This window comes from Paraburkholderia sp. JPY465, from assembly GCF_050436725.1.
In the GTDB taxonomy this organism is placed as follows: domain Bacteria; phylum Pseudomonadota; class Gammaproteobacteria; order Burkholderiales; family Burkholderiaceae; genus Paraburkholderia; species Paraburkholderia youngii.
The window spans coordinates 1,152,059-1,172,252 of record NZ_JBNDMT010000003.1; the positions used below are offsets into that span (position 1 = coordinate 1,152,059).

The following is a 20,194-nucleotide window of genomic DNA, read 5'->3' on the forward strand; positions in this document are numbered from 1 at the left end:
GCGAACCGATCTCATAGGGCATTGCAATCATGACAGAGAACATCAAGGACAAAGTGGCCGTCATCACGGGCGCAAGCAGCGGCCTGGGCGAAGCGACCGCGCGACTGCTGGCACAGAACGGTGCGAAGCTGATCCTGGCGGCACGCCGGTTGGATCGGCTTCAAGCCTTGGCCCACGAACTGGGCCTCGGAGACGACGCGACCGTGAAAGTGGACGTCACCGACCGCAAGCAGGTCGAGGCACTGATAGCGCATGCGGTGAAGAAGCACGGGCGGGTCGACATGCTGCTCAACAACGCGGGCCTGATGCCCAGCTCGATGCTGGAGAACCTGCACATCGACGAGTGGGATCGCATGATCGACGTGAACATCAAGGGCGTACTTTATGGCATCGCTGCGGTGCTGCCGGTCATGAAGCGCCAGATGGGCGGCCACATTATCAATGTCTCGTCGGTCGCGGGTCACAAAGTGGGCCCCGGGGGCACGGTATATGCCGCCACCAAGCATGCCGTGCGGGTCATCTCGGAGGGACTGCGGCAAGAAGTGAAGCCGTACAACATTCGCACGACCATCATTTCTCCAGGTGCCGTGGCGACGAATCTTATTGACACGATCACCGATCCGGCTATCGCCGCCAACATGAAGAAGACCTACGAAAAGGCTATTCCCGCGGAGTCCTTCGCTCGCGTGGTCCTCTTCGCGATGAGCCAGCCCGAGGACGTGGACGTGAACGAGGTGCTGTTCCGTCCAACCAGCCAAGCTTACTGAGTCCACGCCGAGTAGAAGCAGGCGAGAGATACGCGGACGGTGGTGTTTCCACGATACGTTTCCGAAAGGCAATTGAGCGATAAGGAGTTGAATGATGGACTATCGATACTTAGGGCGCAGCGCTCTGAAGGTTTCTCCCCTTTGCCTGGGGGCGATGATGTTCGGTGGCGAAACGGAAGAGGGGGCGGTACGGCGCATCATCGACAAAGCCTTCGACCAGGGTGTGAATTTCCTAGACACCGCCGACGTGTATCACGCTGGTCGCTCCGAGGAAGTTGTTGGTCGTGCGATCGCGTCACAGCGCGAACACTGGGTTGTGGCGACCAAGTTTGGGTTCGGTGTGAATCAGGAGCCCAATGCTCAGGGCCAGTCACGCAAGTGGATCTGCCAGTCGGTGGAAGCCAGCCTGAAGCGGCTGGGAACCGACTATCTGGACATCCTCTATTTCCACCGCGCGTTGCCGGGCGTTTCCCTGGAAGAAGGCGTGCGCGCAGTCGGTGATCTAATTCGCCAAGGCAAGGTCCGCTACTTCGGGGTATCGAATTTTCGCGGCTGGCGAATCGCCGAGGCCGTGCGTCTGGCGGACCAGATCGGCATCGACCGCCCGGTGGCTAGCGAGCCCGTATACAACCTCGTTGACCGGATCGCAGAAGTGGAGCAACTGCCGGCCGCTGCTCACTATGGCCTGGGAACGGTGCCCTACAGTCCGCTCGCACGTGGTGTCCTGACGGGGAAATACGCGGTGGACGAAGCCCCGCCGCCGGACAGCCGCGCTGGCCGTGGCGACAAGCGCATCAAGCAGACCGAGTGGCGGCCGGAGTCCTTGGCGATCGCACAAAAAGTCGCAGCGTATGCTGCTGAGCGGGGAACTACGTCGATTGTTTTCGCCCTGGCATGGGTGCTGCACAACCGACTAGTCAGCTCCGTCATCGCAGGGCCACGCACCGAAGCGCATTGGGACGGCTACATCAAAGCGCTCGATCTGCTGATCGGGCCAGAGGACGAAGCGTTCGTGGACAGTCTGGTGCCACCAGGCCATGCCTCCACGCCGGGCTATACCGATCCCGGCTATCCGGTCGAGGGCCGTGTGGTCGCGTAATGGCATCGCCGATCATCAATGTCGGAAAGTGGTCCGATCCCGAGCGTCGTTGATGATGCCCTGATTTCACTTTCGGTCCATCTCGGCGCCGGCCTCGTTTGTTCGATGGATACTCGGCGAGGCACGCGCAGCCTCGATAGCGGGAAGATGCTCTTGCGCCCACCGCGAGAGCGTCTCCAGGGGCTCGGTCAGTGAGCGGCCCATGTCGGTGAGCTGATACTCAACTTTGGGCGGCACGGTCGGATACACCGTTCGTTTGACCAGACCATCCTGCTCCAGACCTCGCAGCGTCAGCGTCAGCATGCGATGCGAGACGCCATCGATCAGGCGAAGCAGAGCATTGAAGCGGGTTGGCCCTTTGGATAGGGCTCCCACCACTCCGATGGTCCATTTGTCGCCGATTCGGTCGAGCACCTGGCCGAGAGCCTTGCATCTCGCATGTTCGTCGGTGGGCGACCTGCATCCCGCCAAGGCTTCTATCTGCGTTTGAGCCATTTTGCTCATCCTCCTTCCTTTGCGCGCACATCCGTGTTCGTTGCGCACCACCGTGTGCATTCTTGTCAACTCCATCGTTTGCGCGCACATTTCAAAACGAACATTTTGTTCGCTACGATAGAAAGGTTAGCATATGAAAATCGGAGTCAGTGGTGCAAGCGGCCATCTCGGCCAAAAAGTGTTGTCCTTCCTGGCCGCACGCAGCGCAAGCGATATTGTCGTCGGCATCTCCCGAACGCCCTCGGCCATTCCTGCGCCAGCCGAAGGCCGCGAGGGCGATTACGATCGTCCTGACTCGCTGGTGCGAGCCTACCAAGGCCTCGACCGCCTGCTCATCATTCCCAGCGCCGACCTGCGCCCCGGAGTGCGGGGCCGTCAGTTGAAGGCGGCCATCGACGCCGCGGGGCAGGCGGGGGTCGCGCATGTCGTACTCGTCTCCGCAGCGGGGACGAAAGAAGCAGCGGAGCCATCGATTGGCGCTCCGTACTGGGATGGAGAGCAGCACCTGATCCGCACGGCGCCGCGCTGGACCATCCTGCGGATGAACTACTACGCCGAGTCGATGGCCGACGAGATCAAGAGTTCGCTCGGCTCGGGTGTCTTGGCGGGCTTGGGTCCGGAGCGCGTCGCTTACGTGTCCCGGGACGATGTGGCAGCGGCAGCCGCAGGCATTCTGACTAGCGAGGGCCATGCCGGCGCCATCTACCACGCGACAGGCTCGGCCGTCGTGACAGGCGAAGAGCGGGCTGTGCTCGTCTCGGAACTCACCGGTTCGCCTGTTGGCTTCGTCGTCCTCACGCAGGAACAGCTCGCGGGTGGGCTTGCACAGGCCGGGCTTCCGGAGCCGGTCGTCAGTGTCGTCCTGGACATCAAGCGCAATTTCGTGGCGGGCGCCTTCGACATCGTGACCGGTGATGTGGAGCGCCTTGCTGGCCGTCCCTCCACACCGTTGCGGGATGTTCTCGCCGCAGCGCTGAAGGCATAGCTGCGCAACTGCCCATCACATCGGCCTCAGCCCCGGCATCACTTGATGCCGGGAGCATCAGTGGGGCGATGCTGTTCCATCGGGCTCCAGCACCGGTGTAGATGGTTCGAAAAACACCAATGCAACGATCTACATGCTCAATCGCACGGCGGGAGGAAAAATGGGAAAATCACACGTCATCGTGGGCGCAAGTTCTGTCGGTATCGCTACGGCCAGATTGCTCGCTTCGCAGGGCGAACATGTCCGACTGGTGAGCCGCAAAGGCAGAGGCCCCGACCTGCCTGGTGTCGAGCGGGTCGCCGCCGATGCTACGGACGCGGATCAGATGGCTGGGCTGGCAGGCGATGCCGCGGCCCTCTATGTTTGCGCGGCGCCGCCCTATGACCGCTGGCCGCAGGATTGGCCCTCCCTGGCGTCGGCATTGCTGACCGCTGCGGAGCGCTCCGGCGCGGTTCTCGTCAGCCACAGCAATGCGTATGGCTATGGCCCCGTCACCGAGCCGATGACGGAGCAGACCCCGACATCTGCGTGGCATCCGAAGTTGCGCATCAGGGCCGACATCTGGCGCGAAGCCCTTGCCCTGCATGAAGCAGGCCGCATCCGGGCCACCGAAGTGCGCGCCAGCGACCACATCCAGCCGAACTCCTTGTTCGCTCTCGCGCTCTGCAAGCCGCTGCTCGAAGGCAAGAAGGTGGTCTCGCCGATTCCGCTGGACGTACCGCACAGTTGGACCTCGGTCGATGACGCTGCGCGATTGCTGGTCACGGTCGCCATCGACGAGCGCGCGTGGGGAAGAGCATGGCACGCACCCACCAACCCGCCATTGACGGCACGCGCGCTCGCCACGCGCTTTTGCGAGGTCGAGAATCTGCCCGTGCCCCGGCTTTCGGTCATTCCCTATCCTCTGTTGTGGACGCTTGGTCTGTTCGTGCCGATGCTGCGCGAAATGCGCGCCACGAGATATCAGTTCGCACAGCCTTTCATCCTGGACTCCACCGCCTCGACCCAGGTTTTTGGCCTTGCACCAATGCCTATCGAAGAAGCGCTTCGAGATACGGCCAGGATGCTCCGCGCGTCATAGCCAGCAGACCGATCGACGCAAGACATATGAGCACGCCATTTCTTCGGAATCGTTCGCGCGCGTGGTCGCATTTGTCACAGCCCAACTTGAGAACGTGGTGTCGACGAGGTGTTTCGGGCCACCAGCTAAGTTTGCTGAATAGGGCTACTTGCCATCGGCTGAGCGGCAATCTTCAGAAGGAGGTGCACAATGGAATTACGCCATCTTCGCTATTTCTTGGCAGTGGCCGAAGAACTCCATTTTGCCCGTGCGGCAGAGAAGCTGCACATCGAGCAATCGCCTCTGTCACGCGCTATCAAGGAACTGGAAGAAGAACTTGGCGTGATGCTGTTTGCCCGCACCACGCGAAGCACGCGATTGACCCGTGCCGGGCTGCTGTTTCTGGAGCATGTGCGCCGCGTGTTCGCAGCCCTGCAACAAGCGCGTGATAGCGTGAGGGCGGCGACTAATGGCTTCCACGGACAACTGCGCGTTGCCCTATCGGACGGTATCACTTCGTCGCGCTTGTCGGCCCTCCTGGTTCTATGCCGCCAGGAGGAGCCAGAAATCGAAATCCGTCTTTCCGAGGTGCTGTTGTCGCAGCAGATCAAGGGCCTGCATGAAGACCTGTACGACGTGGGGTTCGCGCTGTCCGACGATGTGGGCGATGGCATCGTTGCCACACCCGTTTGGAGCGATGCGTTCATGGTGGCGGTGCCTGCGCGGCATCCGTTGTTGGCGCACAAGCGCATCCCATTGGAGGAGCTGCTGCGCTACCCGCTGGTTTTATGTGATCCGCAAGTGCACGAAAGCCATGCTAAGCACGTTGATCGGATACTGCGCCGGGCGGACATGGAACCGCTGATCGCAGAACGGGTCGCCACGAGCGATTTGATGATGGTGCTGGTATCGGCGGGCTTCGCACTCGGATTTTCGAGTGCCGCGCATATTGCCGCAAGCCGTGAACCGGGCGTGGTGGCCCGGCCGTTGGCGTCGCGCGTGCCGCCCTTTACGACGTACTTACTCCGCCCCGAAGGCGATCCGTCTGATGTGTTGGCGCGGTTTATTGAGCGCGTGCAAACCATGGAGTCACTGGAAATCCCGGAATCCCCCCAACCCGCGCTGGATAGTCATTCCGCCCGCCCAGACGAAGAACCTACGCCATGAAAAAGATCATCCCGTTCTTGCTGGTTGTCGTCTTGATTGCCTGCGGCCAGTCCGAGACACCTCAGAAGACCGACAGCTCGGAGGCAAGCATCCCGACAGCGGAAGAACTGATGGCGAACCCTGAGAGGGTCAAAGAGCTACGTCAGCAATGCAAGACAGATCGTGCAAAGCTCGGCGATGAACTCTGCAACCGAGTGGCTGAAGCAACGAATCGACGCTTTCTCGGCAACGGCAAGACTCCATACACGCCGCCGAAGGACCCACCAAAGTTCTGATTTTTGGTGAGTCATCACAAGACTCCATTTATTTGATCAACACGCCGCAGCGCGCTAACGCTTGCGGCATTCTTCTTTGATTTGCCGCCGTACTAATTCATTCTTTCTTCTCGACCTTTCTGTTGATAACGGTCTTTGACCGGCTCTTGACCTGACGCCAATCCTCGCAACTGCGGCACGCCTTTGTGCCGCGTGTTGCTCAGGAGAAAGCGGAGGCCGAGATGCAAGGTCAAGGCGTGCTGTTCGGGCAGGTTGCCGTTGTTTTCGGCATTGTGATCGCTGGCGTGTGGGCCGCGACGCAATGGACGGCCGCCGCCTTGGGTTACCAACTACGCCTTGGCTCGCCGTGGTTCGACTTCTTCGGCTCGCCGGTCTATCACCCGTGGGAACTGTTCCCGTGGTGGTTCGCTTACGACGCCTACGCGCCGCGCATCTTCAATATCGGCGGCGCGATAGCGGGCGGTAGCGGCCTAGTTGCCGTGGTGGTCGCCATCATCATGTCGGTGTGGCGCTCGCGGCAGTCGAAGCTGGTCACGACCTACGGTTCGGCTCGCTGGGCCGACACTGCCGACATTCACAAGGCAGGTCTCGACCAGCCTGCCGGCGTGTTCCTTGGTTGCTATCGCCGTCAATACCTACGGCACGAAGGTCCGGAACACGTCCTGACCTTCGCGCCGACGCGCTCCGGAAAAGGCGTCGGCCTGGTGGTGCCGACTCTATTGAGCTGGCCCGCGTCCGCCGTCATCCACGACATCAAGGGCGAGAACTGGCAGATCACTGCAGGCTGGCGCTCATGCTTCTCGCATTGTCTGCTGTTCAACCCGACCGATCCGAAGTCGGCCGCGTACAACCCGCTACTCGAAGTCCGGCGCGGCGCGCATGAAGTGCGCGACGTACAGAACATCGCGGACATTCTCGTTGATCCCGAAGGCGCGCTCGAACGCCGCAACCATTGGGAGAAGACTTCGCACGCGCTGCTGGTCGGCGCCATCTTGCATGTGCTCTACGCGGGCAAGGACAAGACACTGCGCGGCGTCGCCAATTTTCTGTCCGATCCCGCGTGTCCGTTCGAGCTGACGTTGCATCGGATGATGACGACGCGTCACCTCGGCAATGAGCCACATCCCGTCGTGGCATCCGCTGCGCGCGAAGTGCTCAACAAGAGCGACAACGAGCGATCGGGAGTGCTGTCCACCGCGATGAGCTTCCTCGGCCTGTACCGTGATCCCACGGTGGCCGAAGTCACCTCGCGCTGCGACTGGCGCATCGCCGACCTGATCGCATCGGAGCATCCCGTCTCGCTGTATCTGGTGGTGCCGCCTTCTGACATCAGCCGCACAAAGCCGCTGGTGCGATTGATCCTCAATCAGATCGGCCGGCGCCTGACCGAATCGCTCGACGGCAGCGACGGCATCGCACGTCGCCACAAGCTGCTGTTGATGCTCGACGAGTTCCCGGCGCTGGGGCGGCTCGACTTCTTCGAGACGGCGCTTGCCTTCATGGCCGGCTACGGCATCCGCAGCTTCCTCATCGCGCAGTCGCTCAACCAGATCGACAAGGCGTATGGACAGAACCATTCCATCCTCGACAACTGCCATGTGCGCGTGACGTTCGCCACCAACGACGAGCGCACCGCCAAGCGCATCTCCGAAACGCTCGGCACCGCGACCGAGTTGCGTGCGCAGCGCAACTACGCCGGCCACCGGCTCGCGCCGTGGTTGGGGCACCTGATGGTGTCGCGGCAGGAAACCGCACGGCCATTGCTGACGCCCGGCGAAGTGATGCAGCTCCCACCCGACGACGCCGTGGTGATGGTGTCCAGCGTGGCGCCGATCCGCGCGAAGAAGCTGCGGTACTACGCAGATGCCAATTTCGAGCGGCGCGTGCTGCCGCCGCCCGTGCTCGCGGTCGGGCGTTACGCCGATGCGCCACCCACACGCCCGGACGACTGGAGCGCACTGGCGATTCCCGCCGTGCCAACGGCACCGGCCACGGCGACGGGCCTGGCCGACAGTGACACCGGCACCGACGACGACGGTGGCCCGCGCCGGCAGCCGGAGCTATCCGAGGTCGCCGAGTACAGCCCCGAACCGCAGCCCGCCGGCAACGATCTGGCGCTGCTCGATGACGACGACCTGCCGTTGCTGCTTCCCCGCCAGCTCGACCCGGCCATGCAGCGCACGGCCCGGCTGGTTTCCCTCGACCCCGCCGACGGAATCGAGCTATGAGCCAGTACCGCCTCAATCTGTTCATTTCACACGAGCACGCCAAGCGCCTCGACGAACTGGCTGTCAAGAAAGGCGTGTCCAAGTCATCCATCGTCGCGGCGGCGCTGGCGTCTTGGCTGTCGCCCGATGCAGGCGACCAGCGCGAGGCAGCCATCGCCAAGCGGCTCGACCGGCTGACACGGCAGTTCGAGCGACTGGAGCGCGACCAGAACATCCAGATCGAGACGCTCGCGCTGTTCGTCCGCTACTTCCTGACCGTCAGCACGCCGGTTCCCGAAGCCCATCAGGAAGCGGCGAAAGCTCAGGGCAAGGCGCGTTTCGAGCAGTTCGTCGAACAACTCGGCCGCCATCTACTGCGCGGTCGGAGCCTCGTGCGCGACGTGATCGAGGAACTTCAACCGGACACAGTGCGGCTCGACGAAGCGGCGGCGCTGGCCGAGGCCCAGGAGCATGCCTCATGAGCGCCCGCATTTCGATTGGAGGGCAGTCCTTCGCCACCACGTCGCTCGATCGACGCATCCGCATGTTGCGTACAGCAATGGGGCCGGTCATTGCTGCAGCGCTCGAAGACCCGGACGTGGTGGAAATCATGCTCAATCCCGATCACACCCTATGGGTGGATCGGCTGTCGTCCGGTCGCGCGCCGCTGGGAGTGGGGCTTTCCGAAGAAGATGGCGAACGCATTATTCGCCTGGTCGCCGCGCACGTCGGCGCAGAAGTGCATCGCGGCCAACCGCTGTTGACCGCCGAGTTGCCGGAGACGGGCGAACGCTTCGAGGGCATCCTACCGCCGGCTGCCCCGGGGCCGGCCTTCGCGCTGCGCAAGCGCGCCGTGAGCGTCATCGGCCTGGATCGCTACGTCGCCGACGGCATCCTGTCTGCGCCGCAGGCTGAGTTTTTGCGCCGTGCCGTGCGCGAGCGTCTGAACATTCTGATCGCTGGGGGCACCAGTACCGGTAAGACGACGCTCGCTAATGCCTTGCTCGCGGAAATTGCCGCCACCGGCGACCGCGTGCTGGTGCTCGAAGACACCATCGAACTGCAATGCGCGGCGCGAGACCACGTACCGCTGCGCACACGTGCCGGCGTCGTATCGATGACCGAGCTGGTGCGCGCCACGATGCGCCTGCGTCCCGACCGCGTGATCGTCGGCGAGGTTCGTGGTGGCGAAGCCCTGGACTTGGTGAAGGTGTGGGGTACTGGCCATCCGGGCGGCATCGCCACCATTCACGCCGGTTCCCCGCTGGGCGCACTGCTGCGCTTGGAGCAGTTGATTCTCGAAGTCGCGGTGAACCCGCCGCGTGCCCTGATCGCCGAGGCGGTGAACGTCGTTGTGTTCATTGCAGGCCGCGGCCGCAAGCGTCGCATCGAGAGCATTGCTCGCGTCACCGGCTACGACGACGTGGGCTATCGCTTGACGGACGTGCTGGAAGCACCGTTTCCCGATCTACCGCCGCTCCCTTCCTTCACTCATTCCCAGTCCCCTGACTCCCTTGGAGAACTGCCATGACGCAGACACACGCCCATGCTTTCCGCATTTCTGTAAATCCGGCTCCGACCTTCATCCGGCTGCGGCGTCTGGCTGCGCCGATGCACTACGGCCTGTTGCTGGCCGCCGTGATGCTGGTGACGGCAGGCACCGCGAAGGCCGCCGGCTCCTCGATGCCCTGGGAAGGGCCGCTGCAATCGATCCTCGAATCCATTCAGGGGCCGGTCGCGCGCATCGTCGCCGTCATCATCATCATTGCCACGGGCCTCGCGCTCGCCTTCGGTGACACGTCGGGCGGCTTCCGCAAGCTCATCCAGATCGTGTTCGGGTTGAGCATTGCGTTCGCCGCGTCCTCGTTCTTCCTGTCGTTCTTCTCGTTCTCCGGCGGGGCCGTCGTATGAGCACGGCCAACGATCTGCCGGGCTTCGAGGTGCCGCTGCATCGCTCGCTGACCGAGCCGATTTTGTTGGGCGGTGCGCCGCGCACCGTGGCGATTGCCAACGGCACGCTGGCCGCTGCTATCGGCCTGGGCCTGCAAATGTGGATTCCGGGGCTGGTGCTCTGGATCGTCGGTCATTCGCTCGCTGTATGGGGCGCGCGGGTCGATGCGCAGTTCATGCAGGTGTTCGCGCGACACCTCAAACACAAGCCGCTGCTGGACGTGTGAGGGGAGGACGCCACGATGCTCAACCTCGCCGAATACCGCCAGCGTCCGGCCTTGCTCGCCGACTGGCTCCCGTGGGCCGGACTGGTCGCGCCTGGCGTCGTGCTCAACAAGGATGGTAGTTTCCAGCGCACGGCGCGTTTCCGTGGCCCTGACCTCGACAGCGCCACGCAAGGCGAACTGATCGCCACGGCCGCCCGCCAGAACAACGCGCTGCGCCGCTGCGGTTCTGGCTGGGCCTTCTACATCGAAGCCGAGCGCCGGCCAGCGGCGGACTATCCGCACTCCGATTTCCCTGAACCGCTGTCGTGGTTGGTCGATGAAGAACGCCGCGCCACCTTCGAGGAATCGGGCAGCCACTTCGAGAGCGTCTATCACCTGACGCTGCAATACCTGCCGCCAGAAGAATCGCGCGCCCGCGCCGCCGGGCTGCTGTACGAGAACCGGCCGGCCGAAGGCGTGGACTGGCGCGAGCGCCTGACTGCCTTCGTCGCGGAGACGGATCGGCTCTATGACCTGCTCGACGGCGTGATGCCGGAAATCGCCTGGCTCGACGACAGCGAAACGCTGACTTACCTGCACAGCACGATTTCGACGCGGCGCTATCGCGTGGGCATGCCCGAAGTGCCGTTCCACCTCGACGCGCTGCTGGCCGATGCGCCGCTTATCGGCGGGCTAGCTCCAATGCTGGGCGACCAGCACCTGCGTGTCGTGACCGTGCGCGGTTTCCCAACCTCGACCTGGCCGGGGATTCTGGACGATCTCAACCGGCTCGGTTTCGCGTACCGCTGGTCAACCCGGTTCCTCTGCATGGACAAGTCCGAAGCGGAGAAGGAGCTGGGCCGTCTGCGCCGTCAGTGGTTCGCCAAGCGCAAGAACGTCATCGCGCTACTACGCGAAACCATCTTCCAGCAGGAAAGCCCGCTGGTCGATACCGACGCCAGCAACAAGGCGGCCGACGCGGACGCTGCGATGCAGGAGCTGGGCAGCGATCAGGTCGCATACGGCTACATCACCGCGACCGTGACCGTGCTCGACACCGACGCCAACGCCGTCGACGAAAAGCTGCGCATGGTGGAACGCGTGATTCAGGGGCGCGGCCACGTCACCATCCCCGAAACACTCAACGCCGTGGAGGCGTGGTTGTCGTCGGTGCCGGGCAATGCGTATGCGAACGTCCGCCAACCCATCGTCTCGACGCTGAACCTAGCGCACCTGATGCCGGAATCGGCGGTATGGGCTGGGCCGGAAAAGAACGATCACCTCGACGGCCCGCCGTTGGTTGTTACCCGTACCGAGGGCGCGACGCCGTTCCGTCTGGTGACGCACATCGGCGACGTGGGGCACACCTTGGTCGCTGGCCCGACAGGCATGGGCAAGTCCGTCCTGCTGGCGCTGCTGGTCTTGCAGTTCCGCCGTTATCGCGCCGCACGGATCTTCGCCTTCGACATGGGGCGCTCGATGCGCGCCACCATCTTGGGCTTGGGCGGCGAGCACTACGACCTCGGCGCTGATGGCGGCATCGCGTTCCAGCCGCTCGCGCGTATCGACCAGGAGAGCTATCGCACTTGGGCGGCCGAGTGGATCGAGGGCCGTTTGCGCCACGAAGGCGTTGCCGTTGGCCCCGACGAGAAAGTAGCGATCTGGTCGGCGCTCGGCAGCCTCGCAGGCGCACCGATGGAGCAGCGCACGCTCACTGGCTTCTCGGTGCTGTTGCAATCCAATGCGCTGCGGCAGGCGCTCGCGCCTTATGTACTCGGCGGCGCGCACGGCAAGCTGCTGGACGCTGACAGCGACCGGCTGGGGCTGGCCGACGTGCAGGGTTTCGAGATGGAGGAGTTGATGCACAGCAAGGCTGCGGTCATGGCCGTGCTGCATTACCTCTTTGCGCGCTTCGATGATCGTTTCGACGGTGCGCCGACGCTACTGATCCTTGATGAAGCTTGGTTGTTCCTTGACGACCCGGTATTCGCCGCACGCATCCGCCAATGGCTCAAGACGCTACGCAAGAAGAATGTCAGCGTCATCTTCGCCACGCAGTCGCTTGCGGACATCAAGGATTCGAGCATCGCGCCCGCGATCATCGAGAGCTGCGCCAGCCGCATCTTCCTGCCGAATCCGCAGGCGACCGAGCCGCAGATTCGCACGATCTACGAGGGCTTCGGCCTCAACAGCCGGCAAATCGAGATCGTCGCCACCGCGCAGCCCAAGCGTGATTACTACTACCAATCCCGCCTCGGCAATCGCCTGTTCGACCTCGACCTGGGGCCGGTCGCGCTTGCGTTCGCCGGCGCATCCACACCGCAAGACCAACGCGACATAGACCGCGTGCTGGCGCAGGCCGGCACACCGGGCTTTGCCGGCGGCTGGCTGCGCCATCGCGGCCTCGATTGGGCGGCCGACCTACTGCCGTCCGCGCCATCGGCCGCGTCTTTCCTCGCTTCTCAACCGCTCGAGGTTTCGCCATGAAGATGCGTTTTCTTCCCCTCGCTATTGCTGCGTTGATCGGCGTCATGCCCGCAGCACAAGCCCAATGGGTTGTCGTTGATCCAACCAACCTTGTGCAGAACACGCTCACGGCGGTTCGCACGATGGAGATGATCGAGAACCAGATCAACCAGCTCCAGAACGAAGCGCAGATGCTCGTCAATCAGGGGCGCAATCTGGCGAGCTTGCCGTTCAACGTGGTCAACCGGCTGCGCTCGACGCTGGCGAACACCCAGCAGCTTATCGCGCAGGCGCAAGGACTGGCGTTCCAGGTGCAGAGCATGGATCAGCAGTTCGCGCGCCTGTACCCGGAGCAGTACGCCGCGACCGTGAGCGGCAACCAGATGTATCAGGACGCGCGCCAGCGTTGGCAGAACACTTTGACTGGCTTGCAAACCGCGATGCAGATGCAGGCCCAGGTGTCGCAGAACCTGACAGAAGACGAAAGTGTGCTGACCGATCTGGTCGGCCAGAGCCAGTCCGCGACCGGCGCCTTGCAGGCGCAGCAGGCGACCAACCAGCTTCTCGCGTTGCAGGCCAAACAATCCATCCAGGCGCAACAGCTCCAGCTCACGCAAGGGCGCGCGGTGTCGCTGGAACTGGCGCGGCAGGCCGCCGCCGTCGAACGCGGGCGCGAGGTGACGCGCCGCTTTCTCGGCACTGGCACGGCGTACACGCCGCAGCCTGTGAATTTCTATAGCAACTGACGGCACGACCATGAAACGCGCGCCCGTCTTGATTGCCGTGTGCCTGCTGGCCAGTTGCGACCGACCGCAGACGCTGTCCGTGGAGGCACTGGCCGCCGACCCGACGCGGCTGCACGCGCTCGTCGCGCAGTGCCATCGCGGCAAGCATGACGGCGCGTTCTGCTCGCGGGTCGTTCAAGTCGATGTGCGGCGTTTCTTCTCCGGCCAAGCCGGGCCAGAGGAATACCAGACGCTCGCAGACGTGCCGCCGATTCCGGCCACGTTCGACGGGCCGGTGTCGGCCGCGAGCGTAGGAGAGCGGCCATGAACGACGTTTCGATCATCGACCACTTCCTCAACGTCTTCTCCACCTATATCGACTCCGGCTTCGGCCTGCTGCGCGGCGAAGTCGCGTTTCTGACCGCAACGCTGGTGGCGATCGACATGACGCTCGCCGGGCTGTATTGGGCGCTCGGCCACGCCACCGGCCAGGGCGACGAGGTGATGGCGAAGCTCATCCGCAAGGTGCTCTATGTCGGCGCCTTCGCCTACATCATCAGCAACTTCAACTGGCTGGCCAGCATCGTGTTCCGCTCGTTCGCGGGCTTGGGGCTAACCGCGACCGGCTCGGCGGTGAGCATGCAGACGTTCCTGCAACCGGGACATCTCGCCAAAACCGGTATCGACGCCGGTATGCCGATCCTCGACCAGATCAGCGACATGGCTGGGTTTCCCGAGGTGTTCATCAACATCACGCCCATCGTCGTGATGTTCCTCGCCTGGCTGGTGGTCATTGTCTGCTTCTTCGTGCTGGCAGTGCAGCTTTTCGTCACGCTGATCGAGTTCAAGCTGACCACGCTCGCCGGCTTCGTGCTGGTGCCGTTCGCGCTCTGGAACAAGACCGCGTTCCTTGCAGAAAAGGTGCTCGGCAACGTCGTGTCGTCGGGCATCAAGGTGTTGGTGCTGGCCGTCATCGTCGGCATTGGCACGGGCCTGTTCGCCGAGTTTCCGACCACGCAGAGCGAGCCGTCCATCGACCACGCGCTGGTCATGATGCTGGCCTCCCTTGCCATGCTCGCACTCGGCATCTTTGGGCCGGGCATCGCTACCGGCCTAGTGTCCGGTGCGCCACAGCTCGGCGCGGGTGCGATGGCTGGTGCGACGGTGGGTGCGGCAGGTGCCGCCGTCGCGGTCGGCGCAGCAGCAACCGGTGTCGGTGGTGCTGTTATGGCCGGTGCGCGCATGGCACCGGCTGCTGCCAGCGCCATCGGCAGTGGTGCGCGTGCTGCCGCCTCGACAGCGAGCAGTGCGCGGTCGGCGTTCCAGGCTGGTTCTGTCGCAGCGGGTGGCGGTGCGAAAGGCGCAATGGCCGGCCTGGGCAACGTCGCCAAGTCTGGCGCGCAGGCGATCGGGCAGAAGGCCGCCGCCGGGGTGCGTTCGTTCGGACAGCGCTCCGCTGCCGCGTTCCGTCCGGATGGTGCGGGCGCTACCGCGTCAGGCAATGGCGGTGCTGCTGCGCAGGGCCAGACCGCCACCAACACCCAGTCCGACACCACCGACCGACAGCAACCTGCATGGGCAAAGCGGCTGCATCGCCGCCAGCAGATCGGCCATGCCGCAACCACCGCCGCGCACACGCTACGCGGCGGGGACGGCGGTGGCTCGGCGCAAGGCCCAAGCCTGGGCGATTCCGATTCTTGAGGAGAACGAGCCATGCGATTCAAGCGACCGCAGGTGCGCTACGCCGATACGCCGCAGCCTGCCACTCCGTACCAATCCGCAGCGCAGGTGTGGGACGAGCGTATCGGCTCGGCCCGCGTGCAGGCGAAGAACTGGCGACTGATGGCCGTCGGTTGCCTCGTGCTCGCACTGCTGATGGCCGGCGGACTGGTCTGGCGCTCGGCGCAGTCCATCGTCACGCCCTACGTTGTGGAGGTGGATAAGACCGGCCAAGTGCGCGCGGTCGGCGAAGCTGCCATGTCGTATCGGCCAGCCGACGCGCAGATCGTCTACCACCTTGCGCACTTCATCACGCTGATTCGTTCGCTCTCCATCGACCCCATCGTGGTGCGGCAGAACTGGCTCGACGCCTACGACTACACCACGGACAAGGGCGCGGCCGTGCTCAACGACTACGCCAGCAAGAACGACCCGTTCACGCGTGTCGGAAAGGAATCGGTGACGGTGCAGATCACCAGCGTCACGCGCGCCAGCGATTCGTCGTTCAACCTGCGCTGGACGGAGCAGCGATTTGCCAACGGCGCACCTACAGGCACCGAACGCTGGAACGCGGTGGTTTCCATCGTCCTGCAAACCCCGCGCACGGAACAGCGCCTGCGCAAGAACCCGCTGGGGATTTACATCAACGGTCTGTCGTGGAGCCGCGAACTCGATGCGTCCGAAGGAGCCAAGCCATGAACCTGTCTTTCCGCTTTTACGCTTTCGTGCTGACCGTGGCGACCACCATGTCGTCACTGCTGGGCTGCGCCTCACAAGGCAAGCCGCCACCGCATATTTCGCTCGACGAGCCGGTGCAGGCGCAACCGTTGCCCGAACCGCCCAAGCCGGTCGAAGTGGTGGAGGTGCCGAAGGTGCTTCCGATGCCGGCGCAGATGAAGCCGCTGCCGGAGGTGGACGAGGCCAAGCCCGCGCCGGAACCCGCCGATGAAACCGTGCGCGTGTCGCGCGCCAATGCCGAGGCGCGCATGGCCCCCACGCGCGAGGGCTACGTCAACGCGATCCAGGTCTGGCCCTTCACCGATGGCGCGCTGTATCAGGTCTATGCGGCGCCGGGGCGTGTGACCGTGATTTCGCTTCAACCCGGCGAGGAGCTGGTGACGGTGGCCGCAGGCGACACTGTGCGCTGGATCGTCGGCGACACGTCCAGCGGTGCCGGCGACGCGCTGCGGGTCAGCGTGTTGGTCAAGCCGATTCGTTCTGGCCTAAAGACGAATCTGGTTATCACCACCAGCCGGCGCACCTACCTGATCGAGTTGACCTCGACGGATAAGGCATGGATGGCGTCGGTGTCGTGGGAGTACCCCAAAGACCAGATGCTCGCGTTGCAGCGGCAGGATCGAGCCGCGCAAGCTGCCGCGCCAGTCGATACCGGCTTGTCGCTGGAGAAGATCCATTTCCGCTACTCGGTTTCGGGCAGCAATCCGCCGTGGAGGCCGCTGCGCGCCTTCGACGACGGCGAGAAGGTTTATATCCAGTTCCCGCCGGGCATCGCCCAAGGTGAGCTGCCGCCGCTGTTCGTCATCGGCGCGCAGGGCGACGGGCAACTGGTGAATTACCGTTTCCGCTCGCCGTACTACATCGTGGATCGGCTGTTCGGCGCGGCTGAACTGCGCCTCGGTGGCGACAAGGGTGACGTGGTGCGCATCGAGCGCACGGACGGCACGCGGGGGAACTGACCATGAGCCAGCACGAAACCCCGGATGCGCCGACTCCCGATGCTGTGCCGAAGGTCGCGCCGGAGAACGTGGCGCTGCGGGTGCAGCCGCGTCCCGTGATGCGCCTCAATCGGCGCACGCTGGCGATGTTGGCCGGTGGTCTCGGCGTTGCCGTACTGGGCGCAACGATGTGGTCGTTGCAGCCGAAGCACCCACGCAGCAGCAACGATGCGACCGAGCTTTACAACGTGGATCGCGTGTCGAAGTCCGAAGAACTCGACCGGCTTCCGGCCGACTACTCTAAGCTGCCACCGAAGGTGCCGGAGCTGGGGCCACCGCTACCGGGCGACTTGGGGCCGGCCATCGTCAAATCGCAGCAGCCAGTGGTGGCCAACTATACGCCGCCCGGTCAGGACGCGGCAGCGGCCGAGCGCGATGCACTGCGCAAGGAGGCTGAAGCGGCGGCAGGTTCGTCGGTGTTCTTCCGCTCCAGTAACCAGCGCACCGTTGCCGCGCCCGCGCTAACCACAACTGCATCCGCCGCGTCGGCTTCCGGCCTGGTGGGCTTCGATCCGCTGGCCGCCGGGCCGGCCTCGACGGCGGCGCAGCCAGCCGACCCGACCGCAGTGCAGAACCGGCAAGACCAGAAAGAGGCGTTCAATAAAGCTGGAACCACAGAAACCCGTAATTCCGGCAACCTGCAAATGCCGACTTCGCCGTATCAGGTCATGGCGGGGACGGTGATCGCGGCGGCGCTGGTGACAGGCATCAAGTCCGATCTGCCGGGCGACGTGATCGGGACAGTGACGGAGCCAGTCTACGATACGGCGACTGGCCGCTATCTGCTGATCCCACAGGGTTCGCGCATCTTCGGCAAATACAACAGCCAGGTTTCCTACGGGCAGAGCCGTGTGCAGGTGGTGTGGAACCGCATCATTCTGCCGGACACGTCCTCGCTCACGCTCGACAATCTGGCCGGTACCGACCCGGCCGGCTATGCCGGCCTGGAGGATGGTGTCGATTGGCATTGGAGTCGCATCTTCGAGGGCGCGGCGCTGACGACGATGCTGGGCGTCGGTGCCGAGCTGGCCGCGCCGGAGAACCGCAACGGCGATCGCGTCATCGTCGCCGGGCGCGACAGCTTGCAGGACAGCGTGAACCAGACCGGTCAGGAGATGACCCGGCGCAACCTCAACATCCAGCCGACCTTGACCGAGCGCCCCGGCTTACCTGTACGCATCATCGTCAACCGCGACTTAGTGCTGCGGCCGTATCAATCGCTGTTTTTCAGCCGGGGGACTTCACGATGACGACGCGCAAGCTGCGGCTGGGGCCGCTGCCGAAAACCGAGAGCGTGAAGCTGACCTTCGCGTGCCCGGCCACGCTCAAATCCGACCTTGACCGCTACGCGGCGTTGCACGCGCAGACCTACGGCGAAGCGGTCGATGCTACGGTGCTGATCCCGCATATGCTGGAGGCGTTCATGGCCGGGGATCGGGGGTTCAAGCGGGGTAGGGGAGACGACGCCCGACCATCTTCCCGCGCGGCTGTGCCCAAGGGGTGAGTATTTGGATATGTTCATATTATCGTAATCAGACTACGACTTGAACAATTATTTCAAATTGACTCGTCCTTGGAAAAGTTGTAGAAATCGTAGTATGGCTACGACTAATTCAAGCAAACTAAATGCCCTCTACACCCGATTGGCACCGGGAACGCCGCTGACCTCGGACGACTTGGCGGCACTGGGCATCTCTGCCGACTTGGCCGTCCACTACGTCCGGGCGGGTTGGCTCACACGCATGGCCCGTGGGGTGTACGGCCGCCCGAATGACACGCTTGCTCTGCACCCCAGCTTGTCGCTGTTGCAGCGTAGGTTTGAGGGGCTACACGTCGGCGGCAAGTCAGCGCTGGACTGGTACGGCGTGCGCCAGTACGTGCCGCAGCAACCCGTTCTACACCTGTACGGCTGGACGGCAGCGCGTCTGCCGGAATGGTTCACCGAACGCTTCCCGGCCGAGTACCACCGCAAGCGCCTGTTCGACGAGCAGCCGGCCGCCTTGCTGTACGTTGGCCCGTTCGAGCAACGCAGCGGGGCGCCGCAGGTGTCGGCGCCGGAGCGCGCATTGCTGGAACTATTGAGCGAAGTCGGCGTGCGCCAGCCTTTGCAGGAAGCCCGCGAACTTGCCGAAAGCGCTTATAGCCTACGCGCCGACGTGCTGCGCGAGCTGTTGCAGCACTGCACGAGCGTCAAAACCGTGCGGCTGTGCCTGCAACTCGGCCGCGAGGCGTCATTGCCCTGGGTGTCCAAGCTCGATCCGGCCACGCTTCCGACAGGCAGCGATCGGCCTTGGGTGTCTCGATCGGCCGACGGCCTCTTGGTGCTCAAGCCATGAACCAGACTTATCTCGATACCGCGCGCCTGCTGACGCAGGTGGCGCCGCTGGTGTTCGTGGACGATACCTTTGCGCTGAAGGGTGGCACCGCGATCAACCTGTTCGTGCGCGACATGCCGCGCTTGTCGGTCGATCTTGATCTGGTCTTTCCCGATCACACGCTGCCGCGTGACGAGGCGCTGGCGCGCATCAACGAGGCCGTCCGGCAGGCCGCCGAGCGGTTGAAGAAGCGAGGCTTCCAGACGCACGCGCCAGCGGCAGCAGCAGGGGAGACGAAGCTGCTGGTGCGCCGCGGCTCGATACAGGTCAAGGTCGAAGTCAACTTCGTCATGCGCGGCACGGTGCAGCCGGTGCGTCGCGCTTCGCTCACACCCACCGCGCGCGACGTGCTGATGGCCGATCTGGACATCCCGGTCGTGTCCTTGGAAGACGTGTACGGCGGCAAGCTGGTGGCGGCGCTGGATCGGCAGCATCCGCGCGACCTGTTCGACGTGATGCAGCTCTTTGCGCACGAGGGCATCACGCCTGGCATCCGGCGCGCTTTCGTGGTCTATCTGTCCAGCAGCAACCGGCCGATCCATGAGGTGCTGTTCGCGCCGATGCGGGACATCCGGCACGGTGCGCGAAATCCAGCAGGGCTTGGACGACGACGAGCGACGCTTCACGCGCGGCGAGCAATGCACGAATGGCACGGGCTCGGCCGTCATGCCCTGGAAGTTGTGCTCGTAGTGCTGTCGTTGGCCGCCGGCACGCCGGAGTGGTCGCTGCTGGGTATCGCGCACCTCGAACAAATGCCGGGCATCCGCTGGAAGCTGCACAACCTGGCGCAGTTGCAGAAGGCCGATGCGAAGAAGTTTGCGGAGCAAGCCGGCTTGCTCGCAACGCGGCTGTCTGCGTTATCCTAGGTGCTGATTGATGATAAGCCGATGCCGCGCAAACCCGCGCCAGCAAAGAGCGTGCGTTTCTGACGGTAAACGCGACGGTAAAGGCTCATGTCGATC

At 63.9% G+C, this 20,194-nt stretch carries 22 protein-coding genes; 21 read left to right on the plus strand and 1 reads right to left on the minus strand.

Annotation, left to right across the window (positions count from 1 at the left end):
- The first annotated feature begins 29 nt into the window (after positions 1–29).
- Together QFZ94_RS19925 and QFZ94_RS19930 are read left to right on the plus strand one after the other, a co-directional pair.
- Positions 30–767: an SDR family oxidoreductase gene (locus QFZ94_RS19925; protein WP_429458973.1), complete on the plus strand. Its 738-nt coding sequence runs from the start codon at positions 30–32 to the stop codon at positions 765–767.
- Positions 768–861: 94 nt separating this feature from the next.
- The gene (locus tag QFZ94_RS19930) at positions 862–1,866 is read left to right on the plus strand and encodes an aldo/keto reductase (RefSeq protein ID WP_429458975.1); all 1,005 of its coding nucleotides are present in this window, start codon (positions 862–864) and stop codon (positions 1,864–1,866) included.
- 66 nt (positions 1,867–1,932) lie between these two features.
- Here QFZ94_RS19930 and QFZ94_RS19935 read toward each other — a convergent pair whose 3' ends face one another.
- Positions 1,933–2,361 (minus strand): winged helix-turn-helix transcriptional regulator, encoded by a 429-nt coding sequence (locus QFZ94_RS19935; RefSeq protein ID WP_429458977.1) that lies wholly within the window; start codon positions 2,359–2,361, stop codon positions 1,933–1,935.
- Positions 2,362–2,494: 133 nt separating this feature from the next.
- On the opposite strand from QFZ94_RS19935, the gene QFZ94_RS19940 reads away from it, so the two are divergent.
- From QFZ94_RS19940 to QFZ94_RS20030, 19 genes are all read left to right on the plus strand, one after another.
- Positions 2,495–3,346, plus strand: coding sequence for an SDR family oxidoreductase (locus tag QFZ94_RS19940; protein WP_429458979.1), 852 nt, complete (start codon positions 2,495–2,497; stop codon positions 3,344–3,346).
- A gap of 133 nt (positions 3,347–3,479) precedes the next feature.
- Positions 3,480–4,427, plus strand: coding sequence for an NAD-dependent epimerase/dehydratase family protein (locus QFZ94_RS19945; protein WP_429458981.1), 948 nt, complete (start codon positions 3,480–3,482; stop codon positions 4,425–4,427).
- Positions 4,428–4,616: 189 nt separating this feature from the next.
- Entirely contained in the window at positions 4,617–5,573 is a 957-nt protein-coding gene (locus QFZ94_RS19950; RefSeq protein WP_429458983.1) for a LysR family transcriptional regulator, read from the plus strand.
- Positions 5,570–5,848 (plus strand): EexN family lipoprotein, encoded by a 279-nt coding sequence (locus QFZ94_RS19955; RefSeq protein ID WP_429458985.1) that lies wholly within the window; start codon positions 5,570–5,572, stop codon positions 5,846–5,848. Before QFZ94_RS19950 ends, QFZ94_RS19955 begins: the two co-directional genes overlap by 4 nt.
- 221 nt (positions 5,849–6,069) lie before the next feature.
- Complete coding sequence (locus tag QFZ94_RS19960; protein WP_429458987.1) at positions 6,070–8,076, plus strand: conjugal transfer protein TraG; 2,007 nt, start codon at positions 6,070–6,072, stop codon at positions 8,074–8,076.
- Positions 8,073–8,537, plus strand: a complete 465-nt coding sequence (locus QFZ94_RS19965; protein WP_429458989.1) for a CopG family transcriptional regulator — start codon at positions 8,073–8,075, stop codon at positions 8,535–8,537. Before QFZ94_RS19960 ends, QFZ94_RS19965 begins: the two co-directional genes overlap by 4 nt.
- On the plus strand, positions 8,534–9,586 hold the full coding sequence (trbB, locus tag QFZ94_RS19970) for a P-type conjugative transfer ATPase TrbB (protein WP_429458991.1): 1,053 nt from the start codon (positions 8,534–8,536) through the stop codon (positions 9,584–9,586). The genes QFZ94_RS19965 and trbB overlap by 4 nt, the downstream gene beginning before the upstream one ends.
- Positions 9,583–9,966, plus strand: a complete 384-nt coding sequence (locus QFZ94_RS19975) for a TrbC/VirB2 family protein (RefSeq protein ID WP_429458993.1) — start codon at positions 9,583–9,585, stop codon at positions 9,964–9,966. The genes trbB and QFZ94_RS19975 overlap by 4 nt, the downstream gene beginning before the upstream one ends.
- A complete protein-coding gene (locus tag QFZ94_RS19980; protein ID WP_429458994.1) occupies positions 9,963–10,232 on the plus strand; it encodes a VirB3 family type IV secretion system protein in 270 nt (89 codons plus the stop codon). The genes QFZ94_RS19975 and QFZ94_RS19980 overlap by 4 nt, the downstream gene beginning before the upstream one ends.
- A gap of 15 nt (positions 10,233–10,247) precedes the next feature.
- Complete coding sequence (gene trbE / locus QFZ94_RS19985) at positions 10,248–12,698, plus strand: conjugal transfer protein TrbE (RefSeq protein ID WP_429458996.1); 2,451 nt, start codon at positions 10,248–10,250, stop codon at positions 12,696–12,698.
- Positions 12,695–13,423: a P-type conjugative transfer protein TrbJ gene (gene trbJ / locus QFZ94_RS19990; protein ID WP_429458998.1), complete on the plus strand. Its 729-nt coding sequence runs from the start codon at positions 12,695–12,697 to the stop codon at positions 13,421–13,423. Before trbE ends, trbJ begins: the two co-directional genes overlap by 4 nt.
- 10 nt (positions 13,424–13,433) lie before the next feature.
- Positions 13,434–13,730 (plus strand): hypothetical protein, encoded by a 297-nt coding sequence (locus QFZ94_RS19995; protein WP_429459000.1) that lies wholly within the window; start codon positions 13,434–13,436, stop codon positions 13,728–13,730.
- Positions 13,727–15,103, plus strand: coding sequence for a P-type conjugative transfer protein TrbL (gene trbL, locus QFZ94_RS20000; protein WP_429459002.1), 1,377 nt, complete (start codon positions 13,727–13,729; stop codon positions 15,101–15,103). The genes QFZ94_RS19995 and trbL overlap by 4 nt, the downstream gene beginning before the upstream one ends.
- Before the next feature lie 12 nt (positions 15,104–15,115).
- Entirely contained in the window at positions 15,116–15,820 is a 705-nt protein-coding gene (gene trbF / locus QFZ94_RS20005; protein WP_429459004.1) for a conjugal transfer protein TrbF, read from the plus strand.
- A complete protein-coding gene (gene trbG, locus QFZ94_RS20010) occupies positions 15,817–16,818 on the plus strand; it encodes a P-type conjugative transfer protein TrbG (protein WP_429459006.1) in 1,002 nt (333 codons plus the stop codon). The genes trbF and trbG overlap by 4 nt, the downstream gene beginning before the upstream one ends.
- 2 nt (positions 16,819–16,820) lie before the next feature.
- Positions 16,821–18,107 carry a TrbI/VirB10 family protein gene (locus QFZ94_RS20015; protein ID WP_429459008.1) on the plus strand — a complete coding sequence of 429 codons (1,287 nt, stop codon included), beginning with the start codon at positions 16,821–16,823 and terminating at the stop codon, positions 18,105–18,107.
- Positions 18,104–18,361, plus strand: a complete 258-nt coding sequence (locus tag QFZ94_RS20020; RefSeq protein ID WP_429459010.1) for a DUF2274 domain-containing protein — start codon at positions 18,104–18,106, stop codon at positions 18,359–18,361. The genes QFZ94_RS20015 and QFZ94_RS20020 overlap by 4 nt, the downstream gene beginning before the upstream one ends.
- Positions 18,362–18,455: 94 nt before the next feature.
- Complete coding sequence (locus QFZ94_RS20025; protein WP_429459012.1) at positions 18,456–19,193, plus strand: type IV toxin-antitoxin system AbiEi family antitoxin domain-containing protein; 738 nt, start codon at positions 18,456–18,458, stop codon at positions 19,191–19,193.
- The gene (locus tag QFZ94_RS20030; protein WP_429461862.1) at positions 19,190–20,098 is read left to right on the plus strand and encodes a nucleotidyl transferase AbiEii/AbiGii toxin family protein; all 909 of its coding nucleotides are present in this window, start codon (positions 19,190–19,192) and stop codon (positions 20,096–20,098) included. Before QFZ94_RS20025 ends, QFZ94_RS20030 begins: the two co-directional genes overlap by 4 nt.
- The last annotated feature ends 96 nt before the right edge of the window (positions 20,099–20,194 follow it).

Coding starts and splice junctions, on each gene's coding strand:
- QFZ94_RS20030 (WP_429461862.1), top strand. CDS start 19,190: ATGAACCAGACTTATCTCGATACCGCGCGCCTGCTGACGCAGGTGGCG.
- QFZ94_RS19960 (WP_429458987.1), top strand. CDS start 6,070: ATGCAAGGTCAAGGCGTGCTGTTCGGGCAGGTTGCCGTTGTTTTCGGC.
- QFZ94_RS19965 (WP_429458989.1), top strand. CDS start 8,073: ATGAGCCAGTACCGCCTCAATCTGTTCATTTCACACGAGCACGCCAAG.
- QFZ94_RS20020 (WP_429459010.1), top strand. CDS start 18,104: ATGACGACGCGCAAGCTGCGGCTGGGGCCGCTGCCGAAAACCGAGAGC.
- QFZ94_RS20025 (WP_429459012.1), top strand. CDS start 18,456: ATGGCTACGACTAATTCAAGCAAACTAAATGCCCTCTACACCCGATTG.
- QFZ94_RS19940 (WP_429458979.1), top strand. CDS start 2,495: ATGAAAATCGGAGTCAGTGGTGCAAGCGGCCATCTCGGCCAAAAAGTG.
- QFZ94_RS19995 (WP_429459000.1), top strand. CDS start 13,434: ATGAAACGCGCGCCCGTCTTGATTGCCGTGTGCCTGCTGGCCAGTTGC.
- QFZ94_RS19950 (WP_429458983.1), top strand. CDS start 4,617: ATGGAATTACGCCATCTTCGCTATTTCTTGGCAGTGGCCGAAGAACTC.
- QFZ94_RS19975 (WP_429458993.1), top strand. CDS start 9,583: ATGACGCAGACACACGCCCATGCTTTCCGCATTTCTGTAAATCCGGCT.
- QFZ94_RS19925 (WP_429458973.1), top strand. CDS start 30: ATGACAGAGAACATCAAGGACAAAGTGGCCGTCATCACGGGCGCAAGC.
- QFZ94_RS19935 (WP_429458977.1), bottom strand. CDS start 2,361: ATGGCTCAAACGCAGATAGAAGCCTTGGCGGGATGCAGGTCGCCCACC.
- QFZ94_RS19930 (WP_429458975.1), top strand. CDS start 862: ATGGACTATCGATACTTAGGGCGCAGCGCTCTGAAGGTTTCTCCCCTT.
- trbB (WP_429458991.1), top strand. CDS start 8,534: ATGAGCGCCCGCATTTCGATTGGAGGGCAGTCCTTCGCCACCACGTCG.
- trbG (WP_429459006.1), top strand. CDS start 15,817: ATGAACCTGTCTTTCCGCTTTTACGCTTTCGTGCTGACCGTGGCGACC.
- trbF (WP_429459004.1), top strand. CDS start 15,116: ATGCGATTCAAGCGACCGCAGGTGCGCTACGCCGATACGCCGCAGCCT.
- trbE (WP_429458996.1), top strand. CDS start 10,248: ATGCTCAACCTCGCCGAATACCGCCAGCGTCCGGCCTTGCTCGCCGAC.
- trbJ (WP_429458998.1), top strand. CDS start 12,695: ATGAAGATGCGTTTTCTTCCCCTCGCTATTGCTGCGTTGATCGGCGTC.
- QFZ94_RS19980 (WP_429458994.1), top strand. CDS start 9,963: ATGAGCACGGCCAACGATCTGCCGGGCTTCGAGGTGCCGCTGCATCGC.
- QFZ94_RS20015 (WP_429459008.1), top strand. CDS start 16,821: ATGAGCCAGCACGAAACCCCGGATGCGCCGACTCCCGATGCTGTGCCG.
- QFZ94_RS19945 (WP_429458981.1), top strand. CDS start 3,480: ATGCTCAATCGCACGGCGGGAGGAAAAATGGGAAAATCACACGTCATC.
- QFZ94_RS19955 (WP_429458985.1), top strand. CDS start 5,570: ATGAAAAAGATCATCCCGTTCTTGCTGGTTGTCGTCTTGATTGCCTGC.
- trbL (WP_429459002.1), top strand. CDS start 13,727: ATGAACGACGTTTCGATCATCGACCACTTCCTCAACGTCTTCTCCACC.